Origin of the sequence: Streptomyces verrucosisporus (assembly GCF_017114865.1) — a bacterium.
Taxonomy (GTDB): Bacteria; Actinomycetota; Actinomycetes; order Streptomycetales; family Streptomycetaceae; genus Streptomyces; species Streptomyces fenghuangensis.
On record NZ_JADEYH010000031.1, the window covers coordinates 1 to 22,358 of the forward strand.

Annotated in this window: 19 protein-coding genes and 1 pseudogene; 11 read left to right on the top strand and 9 right to left on the bottom strand. The window is 70.6% G+C overall.

From position 1 onward, the window contains the following. From IQ279_RS23850 to IQ279_RS23875, 6 genes are all read right to left on the bottom strand, one after another. The coding region (locus tag IQ279_RS23850) for an Hsp70 family protein (RefSeq protein ID WP_206351306.1) at positions 1–995 on the bottom strand (995 nt) is incomplete at its 3' end. A 244-nt stretch (positions 996–1,239) separates the two neighbouring features. Further along, positions 1,240–1,425: a DUF397 domain-containing protein gene (locus IQ279_RS23855; RefSeq protein ID WP_206351307.1), complete on the bottom strand. Its 186-nt coding sequence runs from the start codon at positions 1,423–1,425 to the stop codon at positions 1,240–1,242. Then, on the bottom strand, positions 1,422–2,303 hold the full coding sequence (locus IQ279_RS23860; RefSeq protein ID WP_206351308.1) for a helix-turn-helix domain-containing protein: 882 nt from the start codon (positions 2,301–2,303) through the stop codon (positions 1,422–1,424). Before IQ279_RS23860 ends, IQ279_RS23855 begins: the two co-directional genes overlap by 4 nt. A gap of 145 nt (positions 2,304–2,448) precedes the next feature. Continuing rightward, positions 2,449–3,150: a hypothetical protein gene (locus IQ279_RS23865; protein WP_206351309.1), complete on the bottom strand. Its 702-nt coding sequence runs from the start codon at positions 3,148–3,150 to the stop codon at positions 2,449–2,451. Between the two features lie 341 nt (positions 3,151–3,491). Next, positions 3,492–4,256, bottom strand: coding sequence for an AfsR/SARP family transcriptional regulator (locus tag IQ279_RS23870; RefSeq protein ID WP_307792509.1), 765 nt, complete (start codon positions 4,254–4,256; stop codon positions 3,492–3,494). 129 nt (positions 4,257–4,385) lie between these two features. Further along, positions 4,386–4,574 (bottom strand): hypothetical protein, encoded by a 189-nt coding sequence (locus IQ279_RS23875; protein WP_206351311.1) that lies wholly within the window; start codon positions 4,572–4,574, stop codon positions 4,386–4,388. A gap of 361 nt (positions 4,575–4,935) precedes the next feature. Here IQ279_RS23875 and IQ279_RS23880 point away from each other — a divergent pair. Then, a pseudogene (locus IQ279_RS23880) lies at positions 4,936–5,059 on the top strand (IS701 family transposase); the annotation flags it as partial. Between the two features lie 213 nt (positions 5,060–5,272). On the opposite strand, the gene IQ279_RS23885 reads toward IQ279_RS23880, so the two are convergent. The 3 genes from IQ279_RS23885 to IQ279_RS23895 all read right to left on the bottom strand — a co-directional run bounded on the left by IQ279_RS23885 (position 5,273) and on the right by IQ279_RS23895 (position 7,896). Then, complete coding sequence (locus IQ279_RS23885; RefSeq protein ID WP_206351312.1) at positions 5,273–6,376, bottom strand: hypothetical protein; 1,104 nt, start codon at positions 6,374–6,376, stop codon at positions 5,273–5,275. Beyond that, positions 6,373–7,611, bottom strand: coding sequence for a coproporphyrinogen-III oxidase family protein (locus tag IQ279_RS23890; protein ID WP_206351313.1), 1,239 nt, complete (start codon positions 7,609–7,611; stop codon positions 6,373–6,375). Before IQ279_RS23890 ends, IQ279_RS23885 begins: the two co-directional genes overlap by 4 nt. Before the next feature lie 135 nt (positions 7,612–7,746). After that, positions 7,747–7,896: a thiocillin/thiostrepton family thiazolyl peptide gene (locus IQ279_RS23895; RefSeq protein WP_206351315.1), complete on the bottom strand. Its 150-nt coding sequence runs from the start codon at positions 7,894–7,896 to the stop codon at positions 7,747–7,749. Between the two features lie 350 nt (positions 7,897–8,246). Between IQ279_RS23895 and nocL the strand changes: the two genes are divergently transcribed. The 10 genes from nocL to IQ279_RS23945 all read left to right on the top strand — a co-directional run bounded on the left by nocL (position 8,247) and on the right by IQ279_RS23945 (position 22,333). Then, a complete protein-coding gene (gene nocL, locus IQ279_RS23900; protein WP_206351317.1) occupies positions 8,247–9,440 on the top strand; it encodes a 3-methyl-2-indolic acid synthase in 1,194 nt (397 codons plus the stop codon). Positions 9,441–9,442: 2 nt separating this feature from the next. After that, positions 9,443–10,153 carry an alpha/beta fold hydrolase gene (locus tag IQ279_RS23905; RefSeq protein ID WP_206351319.1) on the top strand — a complete coding sequence of 237 codons (711 nt, stop codon included), beginning with the start codon at positions 9,443–9,445 and terminating at the stop codon, positions 10,151–10,153. Further along, positions 10,140–10,364, top strand: a complete 225-nt coding sequence (locus IQ279_RS23910) for a hypothetical protein (RefSeq protein WP_206351321.1) — start codon at positions 10,140–10,142, stop codon at positions 10,362–10,364. Before IQ279_RS23905 ends, IQ279_RS23910 begins: the two co-directional genes overlap by 14 nt. After that, positions 10,334–11,659, top strand: coding sequence for an AMP-binding protein (locus IQ279_RS23915; protein WP_206351323.1), 1,326 nt, complete (start codon positions 10,334–10,336; stop codon positions 11,657–11,659). Before IQ279_RS23910 ends, IQ279_RS23915 begins: the two co-directional genes overlap by 31 nt. A 1-nt stretch (position 11,660) precedes the next feature. After that, on the top strand, positions 11,661–13,625 hold the full coding sequence (locus IQ279_RS23920; protein WP_206351325.1) for a hypothetical protein: 1,965 nt from the start codon (positions 11,661–11,663) through the stop codon (positions 13,623–13,625). After that, positions 13,622–15,580, top strand: coding sequence for a TOMM precursor leader peptide-binding protein (locus tag IQ279_RS23925; protein ID WP_206351327.1), 1,959 nt, complete (start codon positions 13,622–13,624; stop codon positions 15,578–15,580). Before IQ279_RS23920 ends, IQ279_RS23925 begins: the two co-directional genes overlap by 4 nt. Before the next feature lie 105 nt (positions 15,581–15,685). Then, on the top strand, positions 15,686–17,251 hold the full coding sequence (locus IQ279_RS23930) for a hypothetical protein (protein WP_206351329.1): 1,566 nt from the start codon (positions 15,686–15,688) through the stop codon (positions 17,249–17,251). Then, entirely contained in the window at positions 17,248–20,010 is a 2,763-nt protein-coding gene (locus IQ279_RS23935; protein WP_206351331.1) for a lantibiotic dehydratase, read from the top strand. Before IQ279_RS23930 ends, IQ279_RS23935 begins: the two co-directional genes overlap by 4 nt. Beyond that, complete coding sequence (locus tag IQ279_RS23940) at positions 19,997–21,016, top strand: lantibiotic dehydratase C-terminal domain-containing protein (RefSeq protein ID WP_206351333.1); 1,020 nt, start codon at positions 19,997–19,999, stop codon at positions 21,014–21,016. The genes IQ279_RS23935 and IQ279_RS23940 overlap by 14 nt, the downstream gene beginning before the upstream one ends. Positions 21,017–21,103: 87 nt before the next feature. Then, entirely contained in the window at positions 21,104–22,333 is a 1,230-nt protein-coding gene (locus tag IQ279_RS23945; protein ID WP_206351335.1) for a cytochrome P450 family protein, read from the top strand. The last annotated feature ends 25 nt before the right edge of the window (positions 22,334–22,358 follow it).

Below are 22,358 nucleotides of genomic sequence, written 5' to 3' on the forward strand. Positions count from 1 at the left end.
GTGAGCTCGCGGACCAGGTCCGTCACCGCGGGCATCCGCGTGGACCCTCCGACCAGCACCACGTGGTCGATGTCGGAGACCGACACCCGGGCGTCCTTCACGGCCTGGTGGAAGGGCCCCTTGCAGCGCTCCAGCAGGTCGGCGGTCAGCTCCTGGAACCGGGCCCGGGTGAGCTTCTCCTCCAGGTGCAGCGGACCCTGGTCCGACGCGGTGACATAGGGCAGGCCGATGGTCGTCTCCGTGGCGGAGGACAGTTCGATCTTCGCCTTCTCCGCCGCCTCGCGCAGCCGCTGGACGGCCATCTTGTCCTTGGCCAGATCGACCCCGTGGGCGTTCTTGAACTGCTTGACCAGGTGGTCGACGATCCGCTGGTCCCAGTCGTCGCCGCCCAGGTGCGTGTCGCCGTTGGTGGCCTTCACCTCCACCACGCCCTCGCCGATCTCCAGCAGCGAGACGTCGAAGGTGCCGCCGCCGAGGTCGAAGACCAGGACCGTCTGGTCCTCCTTCTCCAGCCCGTAGGCCAGGGCGGCGGCCGTGGGCTCGTTGACGATCCGCAGGACGTTCAGGCCCGCGATCTCGCCGGCCTCCTTCGTCGCCGTGCGCTGGGCGTCGTTGAAGTAGGCGGGGACGGTGATCACCGCGTCGGTGACCTTCTCGCCCAGGTACGCCTCGGCGTCCCGCTTCAGCTTCTGCAGCACCCGCGCGGAGATCTCCTGGGCGGCGTACCGCCTGCCGTCCACGTCCCCCGTCGCGGGGAAGCGCCAGCCCTCCTCGCCCATGTGCCGCTTGACCGAGCGGACGGTGCGCTCCACGTTCGTCACCGCCTGCCGCTTGGCCACCTCGCCCACCAGCACTTCACCGTTCTTGGCGAACGCCACCACCGAAGGGGTGGTCCGGGCGCCCTCGGCGTTGGCGACGACCGCGGGCTCGCCTGCCTCCAGCACGGACACCACGGAGTTGGTGGTGCCCAGATCGATGCCTACCGCTCGTGCCACTTGTGGTCCCTCCTCTCACCACCGCCGCCCACCGGCGCACGGTGCGGGAACCGGGCGTCTTATGCCTGCACCTCCTGCATAAAACTTGAGCCGACTCAAGTCAAGAGAAGCCCCGCGCAACCGGCACGTCCACCGCAGGAGCCGTATCGATCTCTGGCCGCCGTCCGGACATGACGAGGCGGACGGCCCCCCATGGGGTGCCGTCCGCCGTATCGAAGCCTTTTCCGCCGGGACGCGTCCCGCGCTACTCCCCCGCCATGTGCCGCACGAACCGGCTCCAGCCCTCGCGGCCGACCGCGAAGGCCGGGCGGCTGACGTCCTTGGAGTCCCGCACGTGCACGGCCTGCCCGGTGACGGCGACCTCCACGCAGTCATCGCCCTGGGCGCTGCTGTAGCTGGACTTGAACCAGTCGAGTTCCGTCGTCCTCACAACTCTCCTCGCATCCGCTCCAGCAGGCCCGCGGACTCTTTCGGGGACAGGGCCTGCGAGCGCAGTCTCGCATAGCGCTTCTGGATGCGGCTCACCTCTTTCCGGTCAGCGATCAGGCGCCCGTTCTCCTGTCCCTCCGAGTACGCCAGCCACTGTCCGTCCGGTGTCTCAAGCAGCCGGACGGGACCGGCGAGGCAGGCGTGTTGCTCGCTGTCCGCAGCCATGACCTGGAGCGTCACGTTACGCCGGGAGATGAGGCCGAGGACGTGGTCGAGCAGTTCGCGGGTGACCTCGATCCCGCCGAGACGGCGCATGAAGACGGCCTCCTCGACGATGAAGTCGAAGGTGGTGCCGGGCCTCTCGTGGAGCAACCGCTGCCGCTCCAGACGGGCCCGTACGGTGGCCTCCAGATCCTCGTCCGTGAGAGGTGGGATGTCGTTCTCGCAGAGGGCGCGCATGTACCCCTCCGTCTGCAACAACCCCGGCACCAGCCTGCACTCGTACGTGGCCAGGCTCACCGCGAGCCGTTCCAGGCGGGCCCACTGGCGGAACCAGGCGGCCAGGCCCGGTTCGCCGCGCGTCAGGTACTTGGCGGCCTTGCGCAGGGCGCCGGTGTCGCCGAGGGCGACCTCGGCCAGTTCCACGAACGACTCGTCGGGCATCCGGCGGCCCAGTTCCACCGACGCCACCGTGTGCTTGGAGTACCGCACCCAGGTGCCGAGTTCGGCGCGGCTGAGGCCGGCGTGCTCGCGCAGGGCCTGGACGACGGCACCGAAGGTGCGCAGGCTGCTCGAGGGGTTCGGTTCCCCTCCCAGGTCCACTGCCGGGTCCGCTCCCGGGTCCGCTTCCTCCGTGGCGCAGGCATCGTCTGTGGTCATGGGCGGCCCTCCCGGTGCTGTGCTGTACGCGCGGTCTCCCCCGCGGCCGAACCCGCCCAGAGTTACCGAAAGGGCCGCACGCCGTCCACCCGGAGTGCGTGTACGGTCACCCGGCGTACGCGGTCCGCCGCCGGGGCGCGGGTGGTCAGCGCAGCGGCTCGAAGGGGGCGTCGCCCTCCTGGGCGTGGTAGGCGTGCAGCAGCGAGATCCTGGCGACCCGCCGCCCCTCCGCCACCGCCTCCCGTGCCGCCTCTCGCCCGGTGAAGTCCCGTCGCTTCCGCTCGTGTTCGGTGAACGGTTCGAGGACGGGCGGGGCATACAGCAGCGGCAGGTCGGAGCCGTCCCGGACGAGTGTGACGACGAGGTGGTCACGGGTGCGCGTGTCGCGGTACCCGTACCGTTCGGAGGAAGGGGAGAAGTTCACCGGCAGCGGCTCCGGCGAGCCGGTCCACCGGTCCTCGCCGAGCGCCTCCGCCCACTTCTCGCCGACCTCGTACGGGTCGCCGTCGAGGACGACGTACCGCTCCAGCCGCCACTGGCAGCTCACCGGGCCGGGCGGTTCGCCCTCGAATGCGGGGTGGCGCAGGCAGTGGTCCTTCGCGGCGGTGCCGAGTTGCCGTGACACGCCCGGCAGGCCGTCGACGATCTCCTCCAGACGGCGTTCGCCCTCCGGCGCGGCCTCGCGGCTGGCCGCGTCGACCTCGCCGGTGCTCGACAGGACGCTCATCGGCTCGGCCAGCCACACATAGCCGTACCACCCCGCCGTGGCCAGGGCCGCCAGTGCGGCCGCCGTCGCCGCCGCGCCGACGATCCCGCGCCGCACCCGCGATCCGGCCTTACCCGTCACCCTCGAATCCCCCGCTTCCCCTGTCACCGGGCGGTCGCGGATCCGCCCGCGCCCTCGTTCACGGCACCACGCTAAGCCCCGGCCCGCCCGTTGTCCGGACCGGGAGAGCGGCAGGAGTGGTTCCGGACCCGCCCCCTCCCGTCAACGCTCCCGCATCCAGGCGAGCTCGATCCGCGTGGCATCGGGCCGCCGGCCCGCCGGGGTCCGGCACTTGTTCGCAGCCCTGGACCTTGCCCGGGGCAAGCTCTACGGCCACATCAAGCCGATCAAGAAGCGCACCCAGTTCACGGCTGAGGTGCGTTCACGCTGCCTGGCCGGGCGTACGAGGCACGCGCGACGGTTCAGCGCTCGGGGGCGTCCCAGGTGACGTTGACCTCGCCCGGTCCTTGGTCGGAGAGGAGCATCGAACGCTGGAGGCGGCGCAGCGCGGGAGAGGGCTCCAGGCCGAACTCCTTGACCAGGCTGGAACGCACCTTGTGATACACCTCCAGCGCCTCCGAGCGTCGTCCGGCCCGGTACAGCGCAAGCATCAGATGCGCGCACAGACCCTCGTGCGTGGGGTGCCGGGCGATGATGCCCCGCAGTTCGCCCAGGAGCTCATGGTGGCGTCCCAGGCGGAGATCCGCATCGATACGGCGGTCAAGGAGGTTGAGGTGGGCCTCCTCGAGTTCCTCGACCTCCGCCTGGAGCTGAGGTCCGGTGCGTATGTCGGAGAGCGCGTCTCCACGCCAGAGCGCGAGCGCCTTGGTGAAGGCGTCGGAGGCGGCCTGGAAGTCGCCTTGCTCCCGGGCGCGGTAGCCGACCGCCGTGAACATCTCGAAGCGCCGCAACGCCACCCGGTCGTCGGCGACCTTGAGCACATAGCCCTCGGACTCCGTGGCCAGGGCGAGCCCGGGCTCAGAGCCGACGGCCGCTCGGGACTGAGCCACGGCCTGGGCCATGCGCTTGCGCAGGTCGAGGACATACGTCTGCACGGCGGTTCGCGCGCACGCTGGGGCACTCTTGGACCACAGTTCCTGGACGATCATTGAGACCGGGACGAACTGATTGGCCCGCATGGCCAGCAGCGCGAGGAGCACTTTGGCCTTCGGTGCTGTGGGAACCACCGAGATGACACCCTGCGAAACCTTTAACGGGCCGAGCACATCCACATACATCGCTTTCCCCCGTGCTGAAGTTCGGCTGCCATGCTGCCGCGTTCCCGGCACACGCCCTGGATACATTCCGGTAACGCGTCAGGCAAGAGGCATTTCGCTGTACACCGCGGTAGCGGCGTTGAACTCCTTCATCACGCCGGCGGTGTTCACCCCGCGGGGACCGAGCGCCTGGCCGATCTTGTCCACGTTCACATTTCCGCCGGGCCGACGGACGCGCACAGATGCGTTGATCTTCTGTTTCTTCCCGGGCTGATACTGCGTGGACATGATGGCCCCCTCATGACGACGCGAGAACTCCGTTGAGGCTAGCACCCGACTCGTGCGACCCCGCATGAGATCGATGCTTTTCGGCCAACAGAAATGGAACAATGAATTCCGGAAATCTTCGGCCCCTGAGAACATGAAACCTCATTGACTTTCTTTGATCAAATCGACTGACGCCACTGGCCAGCGTTTTCCGCCTCGATTCCGGGGGTTATTCAGCCCCTGGCCCGGACCCGATGACCATGACTTAGCACTCCTGCTCGCCCCGGTGGCCCGCAAGAACAGCCGGCAGCCGGCCGAACAGGCCGGCCACCCCACGCCTGACGGCCTGCGGCACCTCCTCGCCGGAGCGAGGTGGGAGCCCGATGACACCGGGCTCATCGGGAAGGGCACCACCTCAGCCGGGGTCCAGCGCCAGCACTCCGGAACTGCCGGCCGGACCCGGAACTGCCGGATCGGCGTCTTCTCCGCCTGTGCCACACCCGGCCGGCGCGACAAGGCGGGCCTGCGGCGACACCCCGCCGACCGGCGTACCGAAGGCCGGCGCATTGCCCGCGCCGGCGGGTACGTCGAAGGTCGTGCCGTCCACGACCGCCTTGCGCCGGTCACGCCAGAACACCTCGCCGCGACCGGCGGGAACCGTCGGTTCCGCGGCAACCACGAACAGCGCACGCAGCGGCGCACTGCCCAGCCGGCTCAAGTCATGGCCGTCGGTCCCGGGCCAGAGCCGTTACCACTGCCAGGGCACTCACCTCGAAGAGTGCTTCACAGGCTCGACTGACCGCGTAGCAGAGGAAGTAGCGTTCGGCCAGCGCGATACCGCCGGCGTCGAGGCCGGCGTAGAGCAGGCTGGTCAGCAGTCGGGTGGCAAGGAAGGCCGGATCCTCGTTCAGGAAACGTTGCAAACCATCCGAGCCGGCGACGACGCGATGGAATGAACTGTCTTTCAGGTCAACGCCGTTGGCGGGATCTGGGCCTTCGTCCTGGAGCCACAGGCGCCCCGCGCGGAAGTCTTCCGTGACCTCGGCCTTGACCGGATGCACAGCCTGGAACCAGGTCGCCGCGGCCGGGGACACCACGGGTCCGCGGCCCTCGGCCTGTGCCAGCACCCCGTCCACCAGGGGCTCCAGCCGGTATGCGATCCGCTCGTACTTCTGCTCCAGCATCGCCTGCGCGCCCCGCGGATCCCGGCTGGACGCGACGAACGCCTCGGCGTGCGAGCGGTAGCTGAGAAACCCGAGAGGGACGCCTTCCCGCCCCTCCACGAGTTGCTGGACGGTCGCCGGCCCCGCGGTACTGACGCCCCGCAGATGCGCAGCCATCAGTTCCGCCGCCGCCCACAGCAGGGCGGGCCTGCCGCGCTCCGACGCGACGGTCAATTCCAGCAGCGCCGGGCATGCCGACGCCAGCACCGAACGGGTGACCGGCCCCAGCCGCGGCCCGGCGAACACGGAACCGGCGAGCGGAACCAGCCGGGCCGGGCCTGCCGTCACCTCGACCCCGCCGATCTCCCGCGCACGCTCCCGTGCTTGGCTCAGGCAGGCGCGGGACTCCTTTCTTCCCTCCGGCCGCAACTGCACGCAGAGAGCGGCGGTGCCCGGGCCGGCCCCCGGGACGGGCAGGAAGAATCCGGGCCGTTCAGGGGCCACGACGGTCAGCAGCGGGCGGGCCACCTCCTGCAGCAGGCGGTCCCGGTCGGCCGCGGCCCCGGTCAGCCGGATCTCCAGCCAGTCGTCCGCCGGATCCGACTCCAGCGGGGCGTTCTCCGCGGCCGGTGCGGCGTCCTTACTGCTGTGCGTGGTCATCCGATCTCCGGCTGGGACATGGCCATCTCGAAGGCGAGCTCGATCAGTGTGATCCCGGCCTGTCTCCTGGGCAGCCGGATACCTCGCTCGTCCTCGACCAGACCCCGGCCGCGGAGGAACTCGGCGAGTGGGGCGATCGCCGGCCGGGTCAGCACCTCGGCCAGCTCTGTGCCGGTGGCAAGCCGCCACTGGTCCCGCAGGACCCCGTCGAACATCGCGAGACCGGCCTGGAGCAGCGATACGAGGACTCGGTCCTGACCGGCCGACACATCGATGTCGAAGCCGAGCGGATCACTGATATAGGAGTGCAACCGCCCCTTCTCATGGGACTGGAACCGCCCGTCCAGCAGGGAGATGGCGCCGGATCCCAGCCCCACCGTGTCGGCGCGGAGCTGGAAGTACATCGCCGCGAACGGCGAGACCTTGCCGAAGTAGCCCGAGGCGTACTCGGTGAGCCCCGATCCGTGGATGGCCTGGCGGGCCCGGGTGAAGAGGAGCTGCTGCTTGCGCAGATAGTCCCGCTTCTCCACCCCGGCCATCCTGCGCCTCATAAAGGTGCCGGGCGTCGGGCGGAAGGAGTAGAGCGACAGGTGGCTCAGCGGAAGCTCCAGCGCCTTGGCCACCGTGGCGTCGAGTTCCTCGGCATCCTGGTCGGGGAAGCCCGACATGATGTCGATGGTCACGTCCTCGAAGCCGGCTTCCCGGGCGTTGTAGACGATCCGCTCCGCCTGCTCGGCGGAGTGCCGGCGGCCGAGCCGCCGCAGCCTGGCATCGTCGAAGGACTGTACGCCGCTGGAGACCCGGTTGAAGCCCAGCGAGCGGAACAAGCGCAGCTTCGCCGCGTCCACGGTGTCCGGGCTGCACTCGATCGTGGCCTCGGCGACCCCGCCGAAGTCGAAGGAGGACCGCAGGGCCTCCATGATCTGGGTGGCCTCACGCTCGTCCAGACTGCTGGCCGTGCCGCCTCCCCAATACATCACGTAGGGGGTGTGCGTCTCACTGCGCAGCTCCGCCCCACGGGCCTTGATCTCACGGCACATCGCGTCGATGTACGAGCGCCGGACGGAGTCCTCCGGGCGGCGGAGCAGGTCCTTGTTGGGAATGCCCTGGACCCAGTCGCAGAAGGTGCACCGGGAGTAGCAGAACGGTACGTGTACATAGAGCATCACCACCCGTCGGCCCGGTGTGCTCAACGGAAGACCGGAGACTGACTCGTCCGCGACGAGCGGCGCCATGGAGGGCATGGTAATTCCTTTCACAGCCGATGTGGCATATTGGGATCAGGAGAGCGGTGTCCGTGCCGAAAAACCGGGCGCGGACACCGCTCCCCACGTGTCAATGCACGCTGATCACCTAATGCACTCCTGGAGTCAGGAGGAGCAGGAACAGCAGCACTCGCAGGTGGTGCAGGAGGCCGACATCACCTTGGCCACAACCTCGCTGTCCTCCAGCCGGCTCTCGTCCAGGAATTCGGAAATCTCCAGGGCGTCGATGTCAAGGTCCTTCAGTTCCGCGTCCACGGGAACTCTCCCTTCAATTTCGATCGGAACGAATGCGCGTCGACTGACTGCGCACAAAACGGAGGCTATGGCGGGTCATTTCCGGTGGTCAAGGCCCTTCGAGCGATCCGCGAGAAACGCTCGTAACCGGCTTCCCAGATGACATGCCATCGCTCCGTGCGCACTAAGGAACTGGTGAAGAGGTGGTCGGCAGACGACAGGGAATCCACTAAGGAACAACCTGTCTTTGCACGTCACAGCATGAAACGGAGGCGTCTCCGCCGTTTTTACAGCCTCTTGCCCGCGGTGATTCGCGGCGGATATACATGCGCTGTTCGCACACTTCACCCGGTACGCAGAGGAGATTCGCCATGGCCGAGCACGTGCAGGAAGATTCCAGCGACTTCACCCTTCCGGACCTGGCAGAAGTGCGCGAAGCGGCGGTCGCCGTCGACACCCGGTCAGTCCTTTCGCTCCCGCTGGGGCAGGAGCCCCCGGAGTCACGCGCGGCCGTCGCGCTCGCACTGTGGGAGGACCGCTCGATAACCACAGACGAACTCAAGAAGGCGGCCGAGGAGAGGTGTGCGACCCGCGCTCCGGTCCTGCACACATTCGTTCCGCTCTACACGACCAACCACTGCGACTCCGAGTGCAAGATGTGCTCCATGCGGAAGGGAAACGTCCGCCTCGACCGCAAGTTCTCCGGCCGCAATGAGATCATCGAGCAGCTGCGAATTCTGCGCGACCATGAGGGTGTGCGCGGGGTCGGGCTACTCACCGGCGAATACGAGGACAAGCACACCCGTCTCGCCTCGGCCTTCCGCATCGGCTGGGCCATCCGCACTGCGCTGGATATGGGCTTCGAGCGGATCTACTTCAACATCGGGAGCATGGAACCGGACGAGATCGAGATCCTCGGTGAATGGGTGGAGCGCGAGGACCCGGTCACCATGTGCGTCTTCCAGGAGAGCTATGACCGGGACACCTACCGCCGGTTCATGGGAAAGACGTCCGCCGGGGTGCCCAAGGCCGATTTCAACCGCCGCGTGACCTCCTTCGACCGTTGGCTCGACGCCGGCTACCGCTATGTGAACCCGGGCGTACTGGTCGGGCTGCACGACGATCTGTCCGCCGAGCTGGTGGCCCTGGTCGCCCACGGCGAGCACCTGCGCCGGCGCGGGGCCGTGACGGACCTTTCCGTGCCTCGGATGCGTCCCGCCATGACATCGCGCGACACCACCCGGGTCAGTGACGAGGACTATCTGCGGATGATGGCGGCCGTCGCGTTCGCATGCCCGGAACAGCGACTCGTCCTCACCACCCGCGAGCCCCAGGAGTTCCAGGACCGTGCCCTCGGCCTGGCCGGCGTCATCTCCCCCGGCAGTCCGGACGTGGCGCCCTACAGGGGCGATGCGCAGACCCGCAACGATGAGCGTTCCTCTCAGTTCCAGGTCGCCGACCTGCGCCGCCCACGGCACATACTCGACCGCATCGAGTCCTCGGGCATCGAAGTGGGGCACTTCGTCAACCCGTCGCCCCGGCCCGCCACCGCAGGCCGATCGTGATCGTGCCCCAGCGACCGCTCGTCTACCTGCTCCATGGCCTGCTGGGCACGGCATACGCGCATTTCGGCCGGCAGATATCCGCATGGCGCGGCGGGTACCGGCCGGTGCCCATCGACCTGCCCGGCCACGGCCGGTGTCCGCTGGACGCCCAGCCCGACTACTACGACGACGCCTTGCGCTACGTACTGGCCCTGCTCGACCGCTTCGGGCCGGGACGGCTGATCGGAGCCTCGTATCTCGGGGGCCCGCTCGCCGTACGTGCCGCCGCCGCTCGTCCGCACCTGGTCGGCTCCCTGGTGCTCACAGGGTTCGTGCCGGACACCGCCGAGGACGCCTTCCAGGCGCAGATCGCCGGCTTTGAGCAGCTGGCCGCGGAACATCCAGAGCTCGCAGACGAGTACGAGCGGCTGCACTCGATGCGCTGGAAGCAGACGCTCGGCTCGGTCGTCGCCCACGCGGGGCGCGACTTCGCGGGAACGGTGCGCGTCAGCCCGCAGGAACTGACAGAGCTCGGGATCCGCACGCTGTTGATCAACGGATCGCTCAAATCCGCTGAGCGGGCCGCCGCCGAGAGCGCGGCCCGCCTCGGGGGGCCGGTCAGCGGTCATGTCGTGCCGGGCGCGGGTCATCTCGTCAGCAGGGACGCCCCGGAGCAGTTCATCCAGACCGTCGAAACCTTCTGGCACCGGGAGGCCGAGCATGACTTCGCCTGAGCCGCCGTCCCCCGGCTCACTGCGGGAGGACCTGTCCCGGTTGCTCCAGGAGGGGGATCCGCACCGCCCGCTCGACTCGCTGGAGGTGGTCGTGGTGCGGGGATTCCTCACCCAGCGCCTGCCGCGCCTGGACACCCCCGCACCGGGGGACGTCCCCAAGACCATCGAAGGATGGGTGACATGGGCCGAACGCCATTCAGCCGCTTCCTGACGCCCGCCGTGTCCGGTTCCACGGCCTCGGGCCGCGACCCCGGCGTGTACTGGGGAGCGGAGTTCGCCTCCTGGGACGACCTGCTGTCCGAGGGGCGCCGGCGCGCGGCGCTGCTCCGCTGCGGCACCACCTACGCCGTGAACCCGGAAGGCGGGCCGATGGCGTCGCTGGCCTCGCTGCTCGCCGTCGCCTCTGTCCCGGACACAACGCTGCTGTGGGCATCTCCGAAGCGCCTGGGACTCACCGTCCGCGAATCGGCTCCCGAGGTGTTCGAGGTGACCGGAGGAGCCTCGCTGCCGGCCTCGTCCGATCGCCCGCTGTGGGGCATCTGCACCTCGGGCAGCACCGGCACGCCGAAGGTGGCCATCGGCCACGCCGACGAATGGGAGCTGATCGCGCTGCACAGTGAGGCGGCGATGTACCAGGACGCAATCGGGGGCAGACCCCCCACCGCACTGGCCACCTGCCTGCCGCTGGGATTCTCCGCCGCCTTCTTCATGTCCGTACTGCCGGCACTCTTCTTCCGTCGCGATCTGCTGATCTTCCCGCCGCACGACTGGCGTCCACTGACCGGCCTGGCCCAGCGGCACCGGGTGGCCGCGCTGGGTGTCCCCGCCCTCGCCGCCGCCGCGTGCATCAACGCGATCGAGCCGGCGGCGATGGACTCCGTGGCGCTGTTCCTGGGAGGCGGCCATCTCAGCGGCGAGCGGGTGCGGCTCATCCGGGAGCACTTCACCGGCATCCGGGTGAGCAATCTCTACGGCACCGCGGAGACGGGGGCGATCGCGCTGGACCACGATCCCGGACACAACGAGCACGTCGGATTCCCGATCGCCGGGAAGTCCGTGTGGATCCGGAACCCCGACGAGCGGGGCACCGGCGAGGTGTGCGTCACCGGGCCCGGCTGTGCCCAGTACCAGTGGCGCCCCGGGCAGGCGCCGACCCCCACCGCCGGCCTGGTGTCGGGGACGGACTACGGGCGCTTCGACTCCGCCGGTCACCTCTGTTTGGAAGGCCGCCCGGACGGCGGCGAGAAGCTGGCCGGCGTACTGGTGTATCCGCGGGCCGTCGAGCGCCATCTGCTCACGCTGGACGGCGTCAGCGACGCCCGGGTCACCGTGGAGCACCCGTCCTCCGGACTGGAGCATCTGGCCGCCACCGTGGTCGGGGAGGTCGATCCCCCGGCTGTCGAGGAGCACTGCACCCAACTGCCGGAACACCAGCGGCCCAGCCGAATCCGCTACGTCTCCGAAGGCGAGGCGGCATCCGTCTACACCGCACACGGGAAGCTGTGACATGGCTGACGACAACTCTCCCCAGGTCACCAACGCTGTCCAGCAGGGCCTGGACAGCACCTACCGGGTCCGCGCCGACGCGTTCTACGTCCGCCAGGACGACGGCGTCTGGCTGGGCAACAACGCCGGCTCGTTCTCCGTCCGCGGCCAGGGTGCCTACCAGCTGGTCAGTTCTCTCTTCGGCAACCTGGACGGAGAGCGCAGCCTGGCCGACATCTACGGCGATCTCTCCGAGAACGCACGCAGTTCGGTGCTGCGCCTCGTGCGCGTGCTGCTGCACAACGGCTTCATCAAGGAGGTCAGCCATCCCGCCGAGCCGGTTCCGGACTGGATGCGCGAGCGATACGCCACCCACCTCGCCTTTCTGGAGCACCACGCCGACCGTCCGGTGACCCGGCTGCGCCAGGTGCGGACCCGGCGCGTGGTCTGCGCCGGCCAGGGCGTCGCTCTGCGCGCCATGCTCGACGCCCTGCGCGAGTCCGGCATCGCCCGACTGGACGTGGTCACCGGGAAGGAGGACGCGGATACCGCGGAGCAGTCGGCCCAGGTGCCCGACAGCGGCTACCGCTGGCGGCTGCACTTCACCGACGGCGATCCGCTGGAGGGCCTCGACGACCACCCGGCCTGCGCCGACGCCGATGTGGTCCTGCTCGCCTGCGACGACGTCACCCCGGCCGCTCTCGGCCGGGTGCAGCGCCTGCTGCGCTCGCGCGGCATCCCGGTCGGCGTCCTCGGCCACTGCGGGCCGTTCACCACGGCCGTGCCGCCGCTGGCCGACGCGTCGTGGTGCTGGGAGTGCGTGTATCGGTCCATCGGCGTCCCCGCCAACGGGGACGCCGCAGGGCTGGCGCTCTCCCCCGCTCCTGCCACTGTGGGCGCGCTGCAACTGGCACAGCAGGTGTTCGCCCTGCTGGCCGACGTCCGGATGCCCGACGCCGAGTCGGTGACGACGGTGGAGCCGCTGGCCCCGGTCGTACGGCACCACACCGTCCACCAGCACCCGTGCTGTCCGCACCACGGCCGTGAGGCCGTCGCCCTCACGCGGCCGGCCGCGGCCGGTGATGGGGAGGGATCCGGGGAGACCGCCGTGCCGGAGACGGCGGTGCGCCCGGACATACCCATGCCCGAGGACCCTCCGGAGCGTGCCGCCGTCTCCGACCGCATCGTCGTGGCCGCCGCCGGCCTGACCGACCCCCTGACCGGCCCGCTGCTCGCGCTGGGCGAGGACGACCTGAGCCAGCTTCCGCTGTCGGCCAGCTCATGCCGGGTGGTGCATCCGGCCGGCGACGCGGACCGGCCCGCTGCGCTGCGCGTGGTCTGCAGGGCGCTCTCGCCGCGCGAGGCGCGCAACCAAGCCGTGCTGTTCGCCATGGAACAGCTGGCCGCCCGGGTCGCGGAACTGACCTGGCCGGCAGAGCGGAACGCCGCCCGGTACCGGTTCGGCGCCGGATGGTCGCTGGCCGAGGCCCGGTTCCGGGCCCGGCTGCACGCCGCGCTGGACGCGCCGGCCGGGACACCGCATGAGGCTGCCGGACCGGAGGAGCGACCGGCCGAGGGGACCGTCCTCGCCTTCCTCACCCAGACGCTGGACAGCCTCGGTGCCGGCGCCCGGTGGCGCGTCGGCGAGCTGGAGAAGCCGGCGCACGGCGCCGTACGGGCCCGCATCACCACCGCCGACGGCGCCACCGCGACCGGCGTCGGTACGCACCGGGATCAGGCGCTCGCCCATGCGCTGGCCCGCGCCGTGGCCGCGCGTACGGCGTCCGGTGTGGGGTCACAGGACCTGGAGCGTGTCGCGTTTCTCGCTCCTCCCGTCCGTACCTGGGCTCAGACGGAGGCCGCCGACCTTGCCGCGCACGAGGTCACCGAGCTGCTGCCGTTCCTCCGGTCCGCCCCGGGCAGCGGATCCGGCGGGGGCGCCACGTTGCGGGTGGTCGCCCTGGTACCCGAGGAGGTGTCCAGATGACCCTGCCGACCACCCTCACCGAGCATGCCGCCTCCGGACCCGCGGTGGTGGGCGAGGGCTACCTCGCCCACCATCTGGCCAACCGGTTCGCCGTCGCTCCGGTGCCGCCCCCGCCCACTCGTGGACAGCAGGACATCACCGTGCTGGTGGCCGAGCTCGGCGAGCTCGGCGACTACCAGGACACCATGGTGGAGAGCCTGGTTATGGGCAGGCGACTGCTGTTCGTGGGCACCTGGCGCTCCCTGGCGTACCTCGGGCCGCTGTGGACACCGGGCACACAGGGCTGCCCACGCTGCCTGGTGACCCGTACCGCCAACACTCCCTTCGGCCCCGGCCTGGACGGAGACGATCTCGCGGAGTCCCTGCCTCACGCCCCCGATGTGCGGACCTGGGGGCCGGGAGTGCTCGGCATCATCGAGCACTATGTGCGGGCCCTGCTGTCCCAGGACACAGCCCGGGGTGACACGGCCACCGGCCGGCAGGTGGTCGTGGTGGACGGTACCGCCGGCTCAGTGGAGCACCAACCGCTACTGGCCGACTCGACCTGCCCCGGCTGCGGCGCGATCAGCACGGACACGCTGCCCGAGCTGACTCCCCGCGGCGTTCCGGTCACCAAGCCCGACCCAGCGGTGCTGCGCACCGGGCGGCTCGACCTGGACCACCTGTGCCGGCAGCTGCTCTTCCCGGGCCTCGGGCTGTTCAAGGAGGTGCGCCAGGACCTGCAAAGCCCGTTCGGGGCATGCTCCGTTGAACTGCCGTCCCGCTGGGGACGCCGGGAGCCGGCCATCGGCCGCGCTCGGGACTACCGCTCCAGCCGGGCCATCGCCGTGCTGGAAGGACTGGAACGGTACGCGGGGCTGCAGCGCGGCGGCCGGGCGGCTCCGGTGCGCGCCAGCTACACGGAAGTCGCGGATCGCGCGCTGTATCCGCCTTCGCTGGGCACCCATCCGCCGGAGAGCCATCAGCTCGAGGGGTTCCGCTACCAGGAGTTCCACCCGGACACCGTCGTCGACTGGGTGCAGGCCTACTCCTTCCAGCAGGACGGTCCGGTCCTCGTGCCGGAGCGAGCAGCCTTCTGGGGGCCACGCCACGACGCCGAGGTCTCGTTCTTCTACGACACCTCCAATGGCTGCGCCCTGGGCAGCTGCACCGAGGAGGCAGTCCTGCACGGGCTGCGCGAACTGGCCGAGCGCGATGCCTTTCTGCTCACCTGGTACCGACGTCTCGCCCTTCCCGAGGTGCAGTTGGAGGGCGCTGACCCGCAGCTGGACCAACTACTGGCCAAGTCGGAACTGTTCACCGGTTTCCGCTTCCGCTGCTTCAACGCGACCATGGAATACGGCATGCCGGCCTACGTCCTGACGGCGGAGAACTCCCGGGAAGACGGCCCGCGGACGTTCGCGGGAGGTGGCGCCCATCCCGATCCGGTGCAGGCCGTGACCGGGGGCCTGTACGAACTGGTCGGCACCATTCTCGCCACCCGGGACTCCTATCGGCGCAACCGCGGGGCAGCGCTGCGGATGCTGACGGAACCGGACCTGATGCGCCGCATGGAGGACCACTCGGCGGTCGGAGCGCTCCCCGAGGCCCGCGACCGCTACGCCTTCCTCCTCGACCGGCCCGCCACGGCCGGCGGACGGCTGCCGCTCGCGGAGATCCCGGGCACCCTGCGGTCGGACCAGGACGATCTGCGGGCCGACTTGCACACCGCGCTGACCGGTGTCCTGGACCAGGGGATGGATGTGCTGGTGGTCGACCAGACGATGCCCGAACTGAGGCACCACGGCGTGTGCTGTGTACGGGTGTTGGTGCCCGGTCTGCTGCCGATGACCTTTGGCTACCGCAATCGCCGTACGGCGCAACTGCCTCGGCTCACCGAGGGCACATCGCTTCCGTACACCGCCCAGCCTGACCCGGACGCGCCGATCGGCGCCATCCCGCACCCCTTCCCATGACCTCCCACGGCGGAGGCCCGCGCCGCGTCGGCGGCCCCGTCCCTGTGGCCTGTCCCTGTGGCCTGTCCAGCCCACCGAGAACGAGAAGTTGGAGGGGATCGCACCATGGCACAGCCCACCGTGCCCGAGCCCATCGCCGATGACGAGCTCTATGCGTACACCGAGGGGCTGCGGCGCGATCCCCGCGGAGCCAATCCGCCCGACTGGCGGGTGGACTGGGCCGACGGCCCCTGGCCCGTCACGGTGTACAGCGGGGGCCGGCGCACTTCGCTGTCCGCCACCTCCGCCGGGCCGCTCAGCGCGCTCCACCGGGTGCTGAGCGGCAGCCTGGCGATCAGCAGGGTACGCAACGATCCCGCCGGTGGCGTCCAGGCCACACCCGAGACGCCGGTACCGCACCACGGGCCGCGCGTCCAGATGCGCCGGCCCGTCCCGTCCGGTGGCGGCATGTACCCCACGGAGGCGTATGTCGTGCCGGCGGAGGAGGACCTTGTCCACCACTACTGCCCGTACCGGCATGAGCTGGTGTGCCTTGGCCGCACCGGTGCTGCGGCCCTGCTCCGCCGGACCCTGGGGTTGGCCGAGGGCGAGCCCACGGGGCACCTCGTGGTACTCACCACCCGCTTCTGGAAGAGCTTCTACAAGTACGGCGACTTCACCGCCCGGCTCGCCGCCGTGGACGCCGGTGTGGTGCTGGGCCGGATCCTGCGGCTCGCCGAGGCCGAACCCGGCCCCGCCCGGCTGCGCACCGGCTTCCCCGGAGCGGCCGTCGCCGAATGCCTCGGGATCACGGCCACCGAGGACGTGCGGGAGGTCCCCTGGGCGGTCCTCGGGTTCGGCCCGCCGGCCGGCCACCGCGGCGCGGCCCACCCGGCCTCCGTACCTGCGCCCCCGCGGGCCCTGGAGCGGTCCCGCCGGATCAAGCGCTCAGCCGCCTTCGACCGGTTGCAGCGTGCCTGTCAGGAGCCCGCCGTCCCGCCCGCTCCGGCGGTCGGCGGCGAACCGCCTGCGCCACCGCCCCTGGAACCCGTGCCCCTGGCCGCCCCTCGCCGCCCGGCGCTGCTCGACCCCGCCGTACTGGCCCGGCGTGCCTCCCGCGGTGCGCGGTTCACCGGGGCGGAGGTGGAGTGCGCCGCTCTGTCGACCGTGCTGCACACCGCCACGGATGCGCTCAGCGGGCTCGCCCGCACCGGATCCGGGCCGGCCGCGCACTGGGCCGCACACACCCGGCTGCACTGCGCGGTTCACCGGGTGTCCGGCGTGGCGCCGGGCTGGTACCGCTACCAACCGGAGGAGCGGAGCCTGCTCCGCACCGGCGCGGACGCCGATCCGCGCTGCGCGGTCACCGTCCGCAAGGCGCTCCTAGCCGCCTCCTTCAACCCGGAACTCGCCGCCTTCACGGTGCATATCAGCACTCCGCTGGACTGGCGGGCGTGGCGAGGACCGGTGGCGTACCGGGAGCAGCAACTCGCGGTGGGGGCCGCCATGGAGGCGATCACCCTGGCCGCCGCCGCCGAACGGCTCTGTGGCCATCCGGTCCTCGGATTCGACGCGGACCTCATCGACCGGGCGTACCGGCTGGTGGACAGCGGCCACGGCGTACAGGGGCAGATATGTGTCGGCGCGGTGCGCGCGGACCCGCAATGGGAGATGGGAATTTCACAACGGTGACCGGAACCGAGCAGCTGACAGACACCGAGCGGCGGCAGCGGCTGCCGGAGGCCGACGGCGAGGGGTTCAGCCCCTACCTCCTCTTCCGGCGCGGCACCCTCGCACCCGCGTCCCTGGACGGGCTCGTCCCCCGGCACACCTGGGAGCTACTGGACCGTGCCGATCGCTGCGCCCAGGCGCGTGAGGAGTTACGCGGCCGTCTGGAGGACACCCTCTACGCCGCCGTCCCCGGAATGCCGGCGGCGGAGCGGCGCGACCTGCTGCGGCTGCGCAGGACCATTCACAACGACCGGCCGCCGGTCGCGCTCCCGAGCCTGGCCGGGCTCCCGTCGGAGTGCCGGGAGCTGCTGGAGTCCTGGCTGCGGAAGCGCGCCGAAGGCGACCGGCTGCTCGACGAGGCCGCCGCCGCCCTCCCCGGCGAACTGAACGCCGGACGCACGGCACTGGCCGCGCTCATGGCCCACGAGGACTTCCAGCGCGGTGTACAGCTCTCCGACGAGGCCACCTGGCGCGCGCTGCGCGGCTACGCCGCCGATCCTCACGCGACGGGCCGTAAGCCCAGCAGACGACGCCGGCTGGAGAACACCCTCACCAGCTTCGCCTACCGGGTGGTGTTCAAGCCCTCTCCCTTCGGCTCCTTCACCGAGATCGGCGCCCGCCCCTGGGACCGTCCGGGCGCCGGCGGACCGGTCGGCGGCTCGGCCGCGCGCCGCCCGTCGCAGGTCCGGCTGAGCGTCGGCCTGCTGTCGTGGATGAGCTACGAGCTGCGGCGCCTGGCGGGCTCCGAGGACCTGATGCGGATCCGGCTCAACAACTCCCTGGTCTCCCGCGGCGACCGGGTACTGTGCGTCCGCCGGCCCCCGGACGGCGCCAACGCCTCCGAGTTCGGGGCGGCCCAGGTCGTCTCGGCCAGGAACACCGAGCTGGTCCGGCTGCTGCGCCGGCTGCTGTCCGGCGGCGATCTGACCGAGCGCGCCCTCCGCGACCACCTGACGGCGGCCGGACTCGCCCCGGACACCGCCGCCCGCACCGTGGACAAGCTGGTGGAGGCCGGCCTGTGCCACCGCGGACTCGGGCTGCCGGATCAGCAGCCGCGCCCGGCGCAGGCCGTCGCCGCACGGCTGCGCGCCCTGCCCGGGCCACAGGCCTCCGAGTGCGCGGAGATCTTTGCGCGGCTGCAGGCCATCGAGGACACCCTCGCCGGCGCAGACGCCGACGAGCGCGCCGGCCTGCTGGCCGATGTGCGGGGACAGGTCGCCCGCTTCGTCGAGTTGTGCGGCACCCCCGCACCCGCACCGGAGGCGATGCGTTCGGTGGTCTTCGAGGATGTCGGGACCCAAGAGCCGCCGCACGACGACCCGACCGCGCTGGTCGACGGCGAGTGGGCCTCCCTGGAGCTCTTCCAGCGGATCGTGCCTGTGCTGGACGACGCGTCCATCGAGAAGGCCGGCCTGTACACGTACTTCGCCCGGCTGTACGGCGGCGATGAGGGTCCGGTTCCGGCCATCGAGTTCTACCGGGCCTTCGCCGAACTCACGCCGAACGACGCCGCGGCGGTGGCGACGGGGCAGGGCGACGCGCACTGCGACCGGCTGCGCGAGTTGCGTACGGAACTCCTCGACGAGCTGCGCGCCGCCGCCGGCCGGGATGGTGAGGTATGGCTGGACGCCGCCCGGCTGCGCGCCTTCGCCGACCGCCTGCCCGCTTCCCTGCCGCCCTGGCGCTCGGCGGCCTACCGGGTGCAGATCGCCACCGAGGCGAGCGAGCGGCTGGCCGTCGTCAACGGAGTCACCACCGGCCAGGGCGTGTTCTTCTCCCGCTTCTGCGAACTGCTGGCAACCGCCGGTCCGGAGGGCTGGAGCCTCGCCGACGCGCTGCGCCGGTGGATCACCTGGAACGCGCCGCGGCAGACCGATCTCACCGCCGTTCTCGGTCTCAACTTCAACCTGCACCCCCGGCTCAGCCCTCATGAACTGGTCTACCCCGGGTCCATTGCCCGCCCCGGCTCGCCGTCGGAGCCGCTGACGCTGGCAGACCTGTTCGTCCGTGCCGACCACCGTCGGCGCCGGCTCCAGCTCGTCTCCGCGCGGGACGGCGGACCGGTGGACCTGGTGCCGCTGAACTTCCTCTACCCGGCGGCGGCGCCCGGCCTGTACCGCTTTCTGTGCTCCTTCGCTCCCACCCGTACCTACCGCGGTGGCCTGTGGGAGCAGTTGGCCCGTGCGGACGCCAGGTCGGGCCGGGCCGTCCCGCCCGGACCCCAGCGGCGCCCGCGGGTGCGGCTGGGTGGCCTGGTGCTTGACCGGGCTTCCTGGAGCTTCCCGGCCCAGGACATCCCAGAGCCCGCCGGCGGCGGGGAGTGGGACACCGAGATGCTGGCCCGCTTCGACCGCTGGCGCCGAGCGCACGGCGTACCGCGCCACTGTTTCTTCCGTCTGGTCTCCGCTCCGCCACCCGGCGACGGGTCCGGGGACGTACTGGAGGAGACCCGCCGGTGGGCCCTTCAAGCCCGCAGCGCCCGACTGCACAAGCCGCACTACCTCGACTCCCGTAACCCCTTTCTACTCCAAGTACTTTCCCGGCAGCTGGCCGAGGCCGCCGACGGGACCGTGATCTTCCACGAGTGCCTGCCGTCGCCCGCCGACACCTCCGCGGCACACCCGCCGCGGAGCGCGGAGGAGTTCTTTGTGGAGTACACGCTCTCCTCCCGCCGCTCCGCCCATCCGCACGTCGAGGAGGACCACCGTGTCCAGGACTGAAGCCGCCGCCTGGCAGAGCCTGCACATCCACCGCTACGAAGACCAGGACGGCTTCCTGGTCAACGGCCTCGCCCCGGTGCTGACGCCGCTGCGCGCCTCGGGCGCGGTGGAGGATTTCTTCTTTCTGCGCTACTGGCAGGGCGGCCACCACATCAGGCTGCGCCTGCGGACCTCCCTGAAGACGGCGCAGGATGTGGCCGACGCCCTCGTCGCCCATCTGGCCCGCCACCCCGCCGCCGCAGGCCTCGACGCCGAGGAGTTCGGTCCCGCGCAGGCCACCATGGCCGTACTGGAAGCGGAGACGGCGAGCGAGGTACTGCCGTCCGATTCGGTACACCACGCCACCTACACACCCGAGTCGGAGAAGTACGGAGGCGACCTCGGCGTGGCCATCGCGGAGCGCTTCTTCGCCGCAAGCAGCGATGTGGCGCTGGCCACGTTGGCCCGCCTTCCCGGCGGCTCCGGGAAGCGGCTCGGCGTCGCCTTCTCCACCATGCTGCGCGGGCTGTGCGCCGCCCGGCTCACCCCGGCCGAGATGGCCGGCTTCTTCGCCCACTACTGCGTGCTCTGGTCGCCCTATGTCTTCGACCGGTTCCTGGCGACCTGGCCCGAGCTGCTGCGCGCGCGCCGGGAGTCCGTCGGCCGGCACGCGGCCACGGTGCTTGACCAGTCCGACCAGGAGCCGACCGGTCTGTTCGGCCGGGCGGTGGGCACCGCGTGGCGTGAGCTGGCCGAATCCGCCGACACGGTGCTGCCCGCAGTCACCCTGGGTGGCAACGACGCGCCCGTGGCGCGGCGGCGGCAGATTCTACTGGTGAGCTATCTGCACACGCACAACAACCGGCTCGGGCTGATCCCTGAGCAGGAGTCCTTTCTCGGTTGGCTCGGACACCACGTGATCAGCGAATACGCCGGGCTTCCTCCCGCGGCGGACCTGCTGGACCGGGTCCGGGCCACCCGGCGCGAACGGCTCGGCGCCTACGCCGGCCTCGCGCCCACTGCCTGAAACCCGCCGGCGCCGGTCCGGCAGCTCGCCGCACCGCGCTCGATTCGCTCGCTCCGTCCCGGCTCGCCCTGCATGTGAGGAGAACTCATGGACGTCACCGACCACACCTATCCCTTCGCCCGGCACTGCCCTTTCGCCATGCCCGAGGAGTTCGGCTGGCTTCGCGGCCACCAACCGGTGGCCAAGGTCCGGCTCGAAAGCGGTGACGAGGCATGGCTGATCACTCGCTACGAAGATGTACGCGCCGCGCTGACCGACCCCCGGTTCAGCCGGTCGATCCACCGGGACGGTGCCGCTCACGTGGACACGGGCTTCCAGGCCGACGCCGACAGCCCGCTGTTCAACTTCGGCGGCACCATCTCCGAGCCCCCGGGCCACACCCGCTGGCGTCGCATCGTCAACCGCGCCTTCACCCCCCGACAGGCCGAGTCGATGCGCAAAGAGATCGCCGCGCACACCGACGCCCTCCTCGGTGAACTGGTCGCCCGCGGCGAGGGCTTCGATCTGATGGCGGACTTCGCCTACAGGCTGCCGATCACCGTGATCTGCGACCTGCTGGGCATCGAGGACGCCGCCCGCCCGGAGTTCACCGAGCTGGCGGCCCAGCTCACGCGCCGCGACATGCAGTCCTCCTTCATCGAGTTCGGGCAGGCGCTCCAGTCGATCGGCCGCTATGCGGTCGGCCTGATCGTGCGCAAGCGGAAGGACCTGGGCGACGACCTGCTGAGCACCCTGATAACCCTCCGCGACGAGGAGGGTGACGCCGAAGGGCTCACCAACGAGGAGCTGGTCTCCACGGTGATCCTGCTGCTCATGGCCGGCTATGAAAGCACCGCCGTGCAGCTGGGCAACATCTTCTACGCCCTACTGCGCGACCCCGACCAGATGCGCGCTCTGCGCGAGCACCCGGAGCGGATCGACCGCGCGGTCGAGGAGCTGCTGCGCTACGCACAGATGGGCACCGGATACGCCATCGCCAAGTTCACCACCGAGGAGGTCGAGCTGTCCGGCGTGACGATCCCGGCCGGATCCACCGTCTTCGTTTCATTGGCCTCGGCCAACCGCGACGAGCGGATATTCGGAACGGACGCCGACACCCTGGACCTGAACCGGGCAAAGGCGCACCGGCAGACGGCGTTCGGCTACGGCCCGCACTACTGCCTGGGTGCGGCGCTGGCCCGGGTGGAGATGCAGGAGGCGGTCGCCCGCACCCTGACCCGCTTCCCGGGTCTGCACCATGACGGCGACCTGGACGCGGTAGAGCTCACCAGCAACCTCTTCACCTACTACCCGCGCGAGCTGCGCGTCCTGCCCTGACCCCGCCGTCCCGCCACCACTGGAG

Bases quoted from the DNA above. Each gene is read 5' to 3' on its own strand.
- IQ279_RS23910 (WP_206351321.1), top strand. From the start codon at position 10,140: ATGACTTCGCCTGAGCCGCCGTCCCCCGGCTCACTGCGGGAGGACCTG.
- IQ279_RS23860 (WP_206351308.1), bottom strand. From the start codon at position 2,303: ATGACCACAGACGATGCCTGCGCCACGGAGGAAGCGGACCCGGGAGCG.
- IQ279_RS23915 (WP_206351323.1), top strand. From the start codon at position 10,334: ATGGGCCGAACGCCATTCAGCCGCTTCCTGACGCCCGCCGTGTCCGGT.
- IQ279_RS23945 (WP_206351335.1), top strand. From the start codon at position 21,104: ATGGACGTCACCGACCACACCTATCCCTTCGCCCGGCACTGCCCTTTC.
- IQ279_RS23885 (WP_206351312.1), bottom strand. From the start codon at position 6,376: ATGACCACGCACAGCAGTAAGGACGCCGCACCGGCCGCGGAGAACGCC.
- IQ279_RS23920 (WP_206351325.1), top strand. From the start codon at position 11,661: ATGGCTGACGACAACTCTCCCCAGGTCACCAACGCTGTCCAGCAGGGC.
- IQ279_RS23890 (WP_206351313.1), bottom strand. From the start codon at position 7,611: ATGGCGCCGCTCGTCGCGGACGAGTCAGTCTCCGGTCTTCCGTTGAGC.
- nocL (WP_206351317.1), top strand. From the start codon at position 8,247: ATGGCCGAGCACGTGCAGGAAGATTCCAGCGACTTCACCCTTCCGGAC.
- IQ279_RS23930 (WP_206351329.1), top strand. From the start codon at position 15,686: ATGGCACAGCCCACCGTGCCCGAGCCCATCGCCGATGACGAGCTCTAT.
- IQ279_RS23875 (WP_206351311.1), bottom strand. From the start codon at position 4,574: ATGTCCACGCAGTATCAGCCCGGGAAGAAACAGAAGATCAACGCATCT.
- IQ279_RS23925 (WP_206351327.1), top strand. From the start codon at position 13,622: ATGACCCTGCCGACCACCCTCACCGAGCATGCCGCCTCCGGACCCGCG.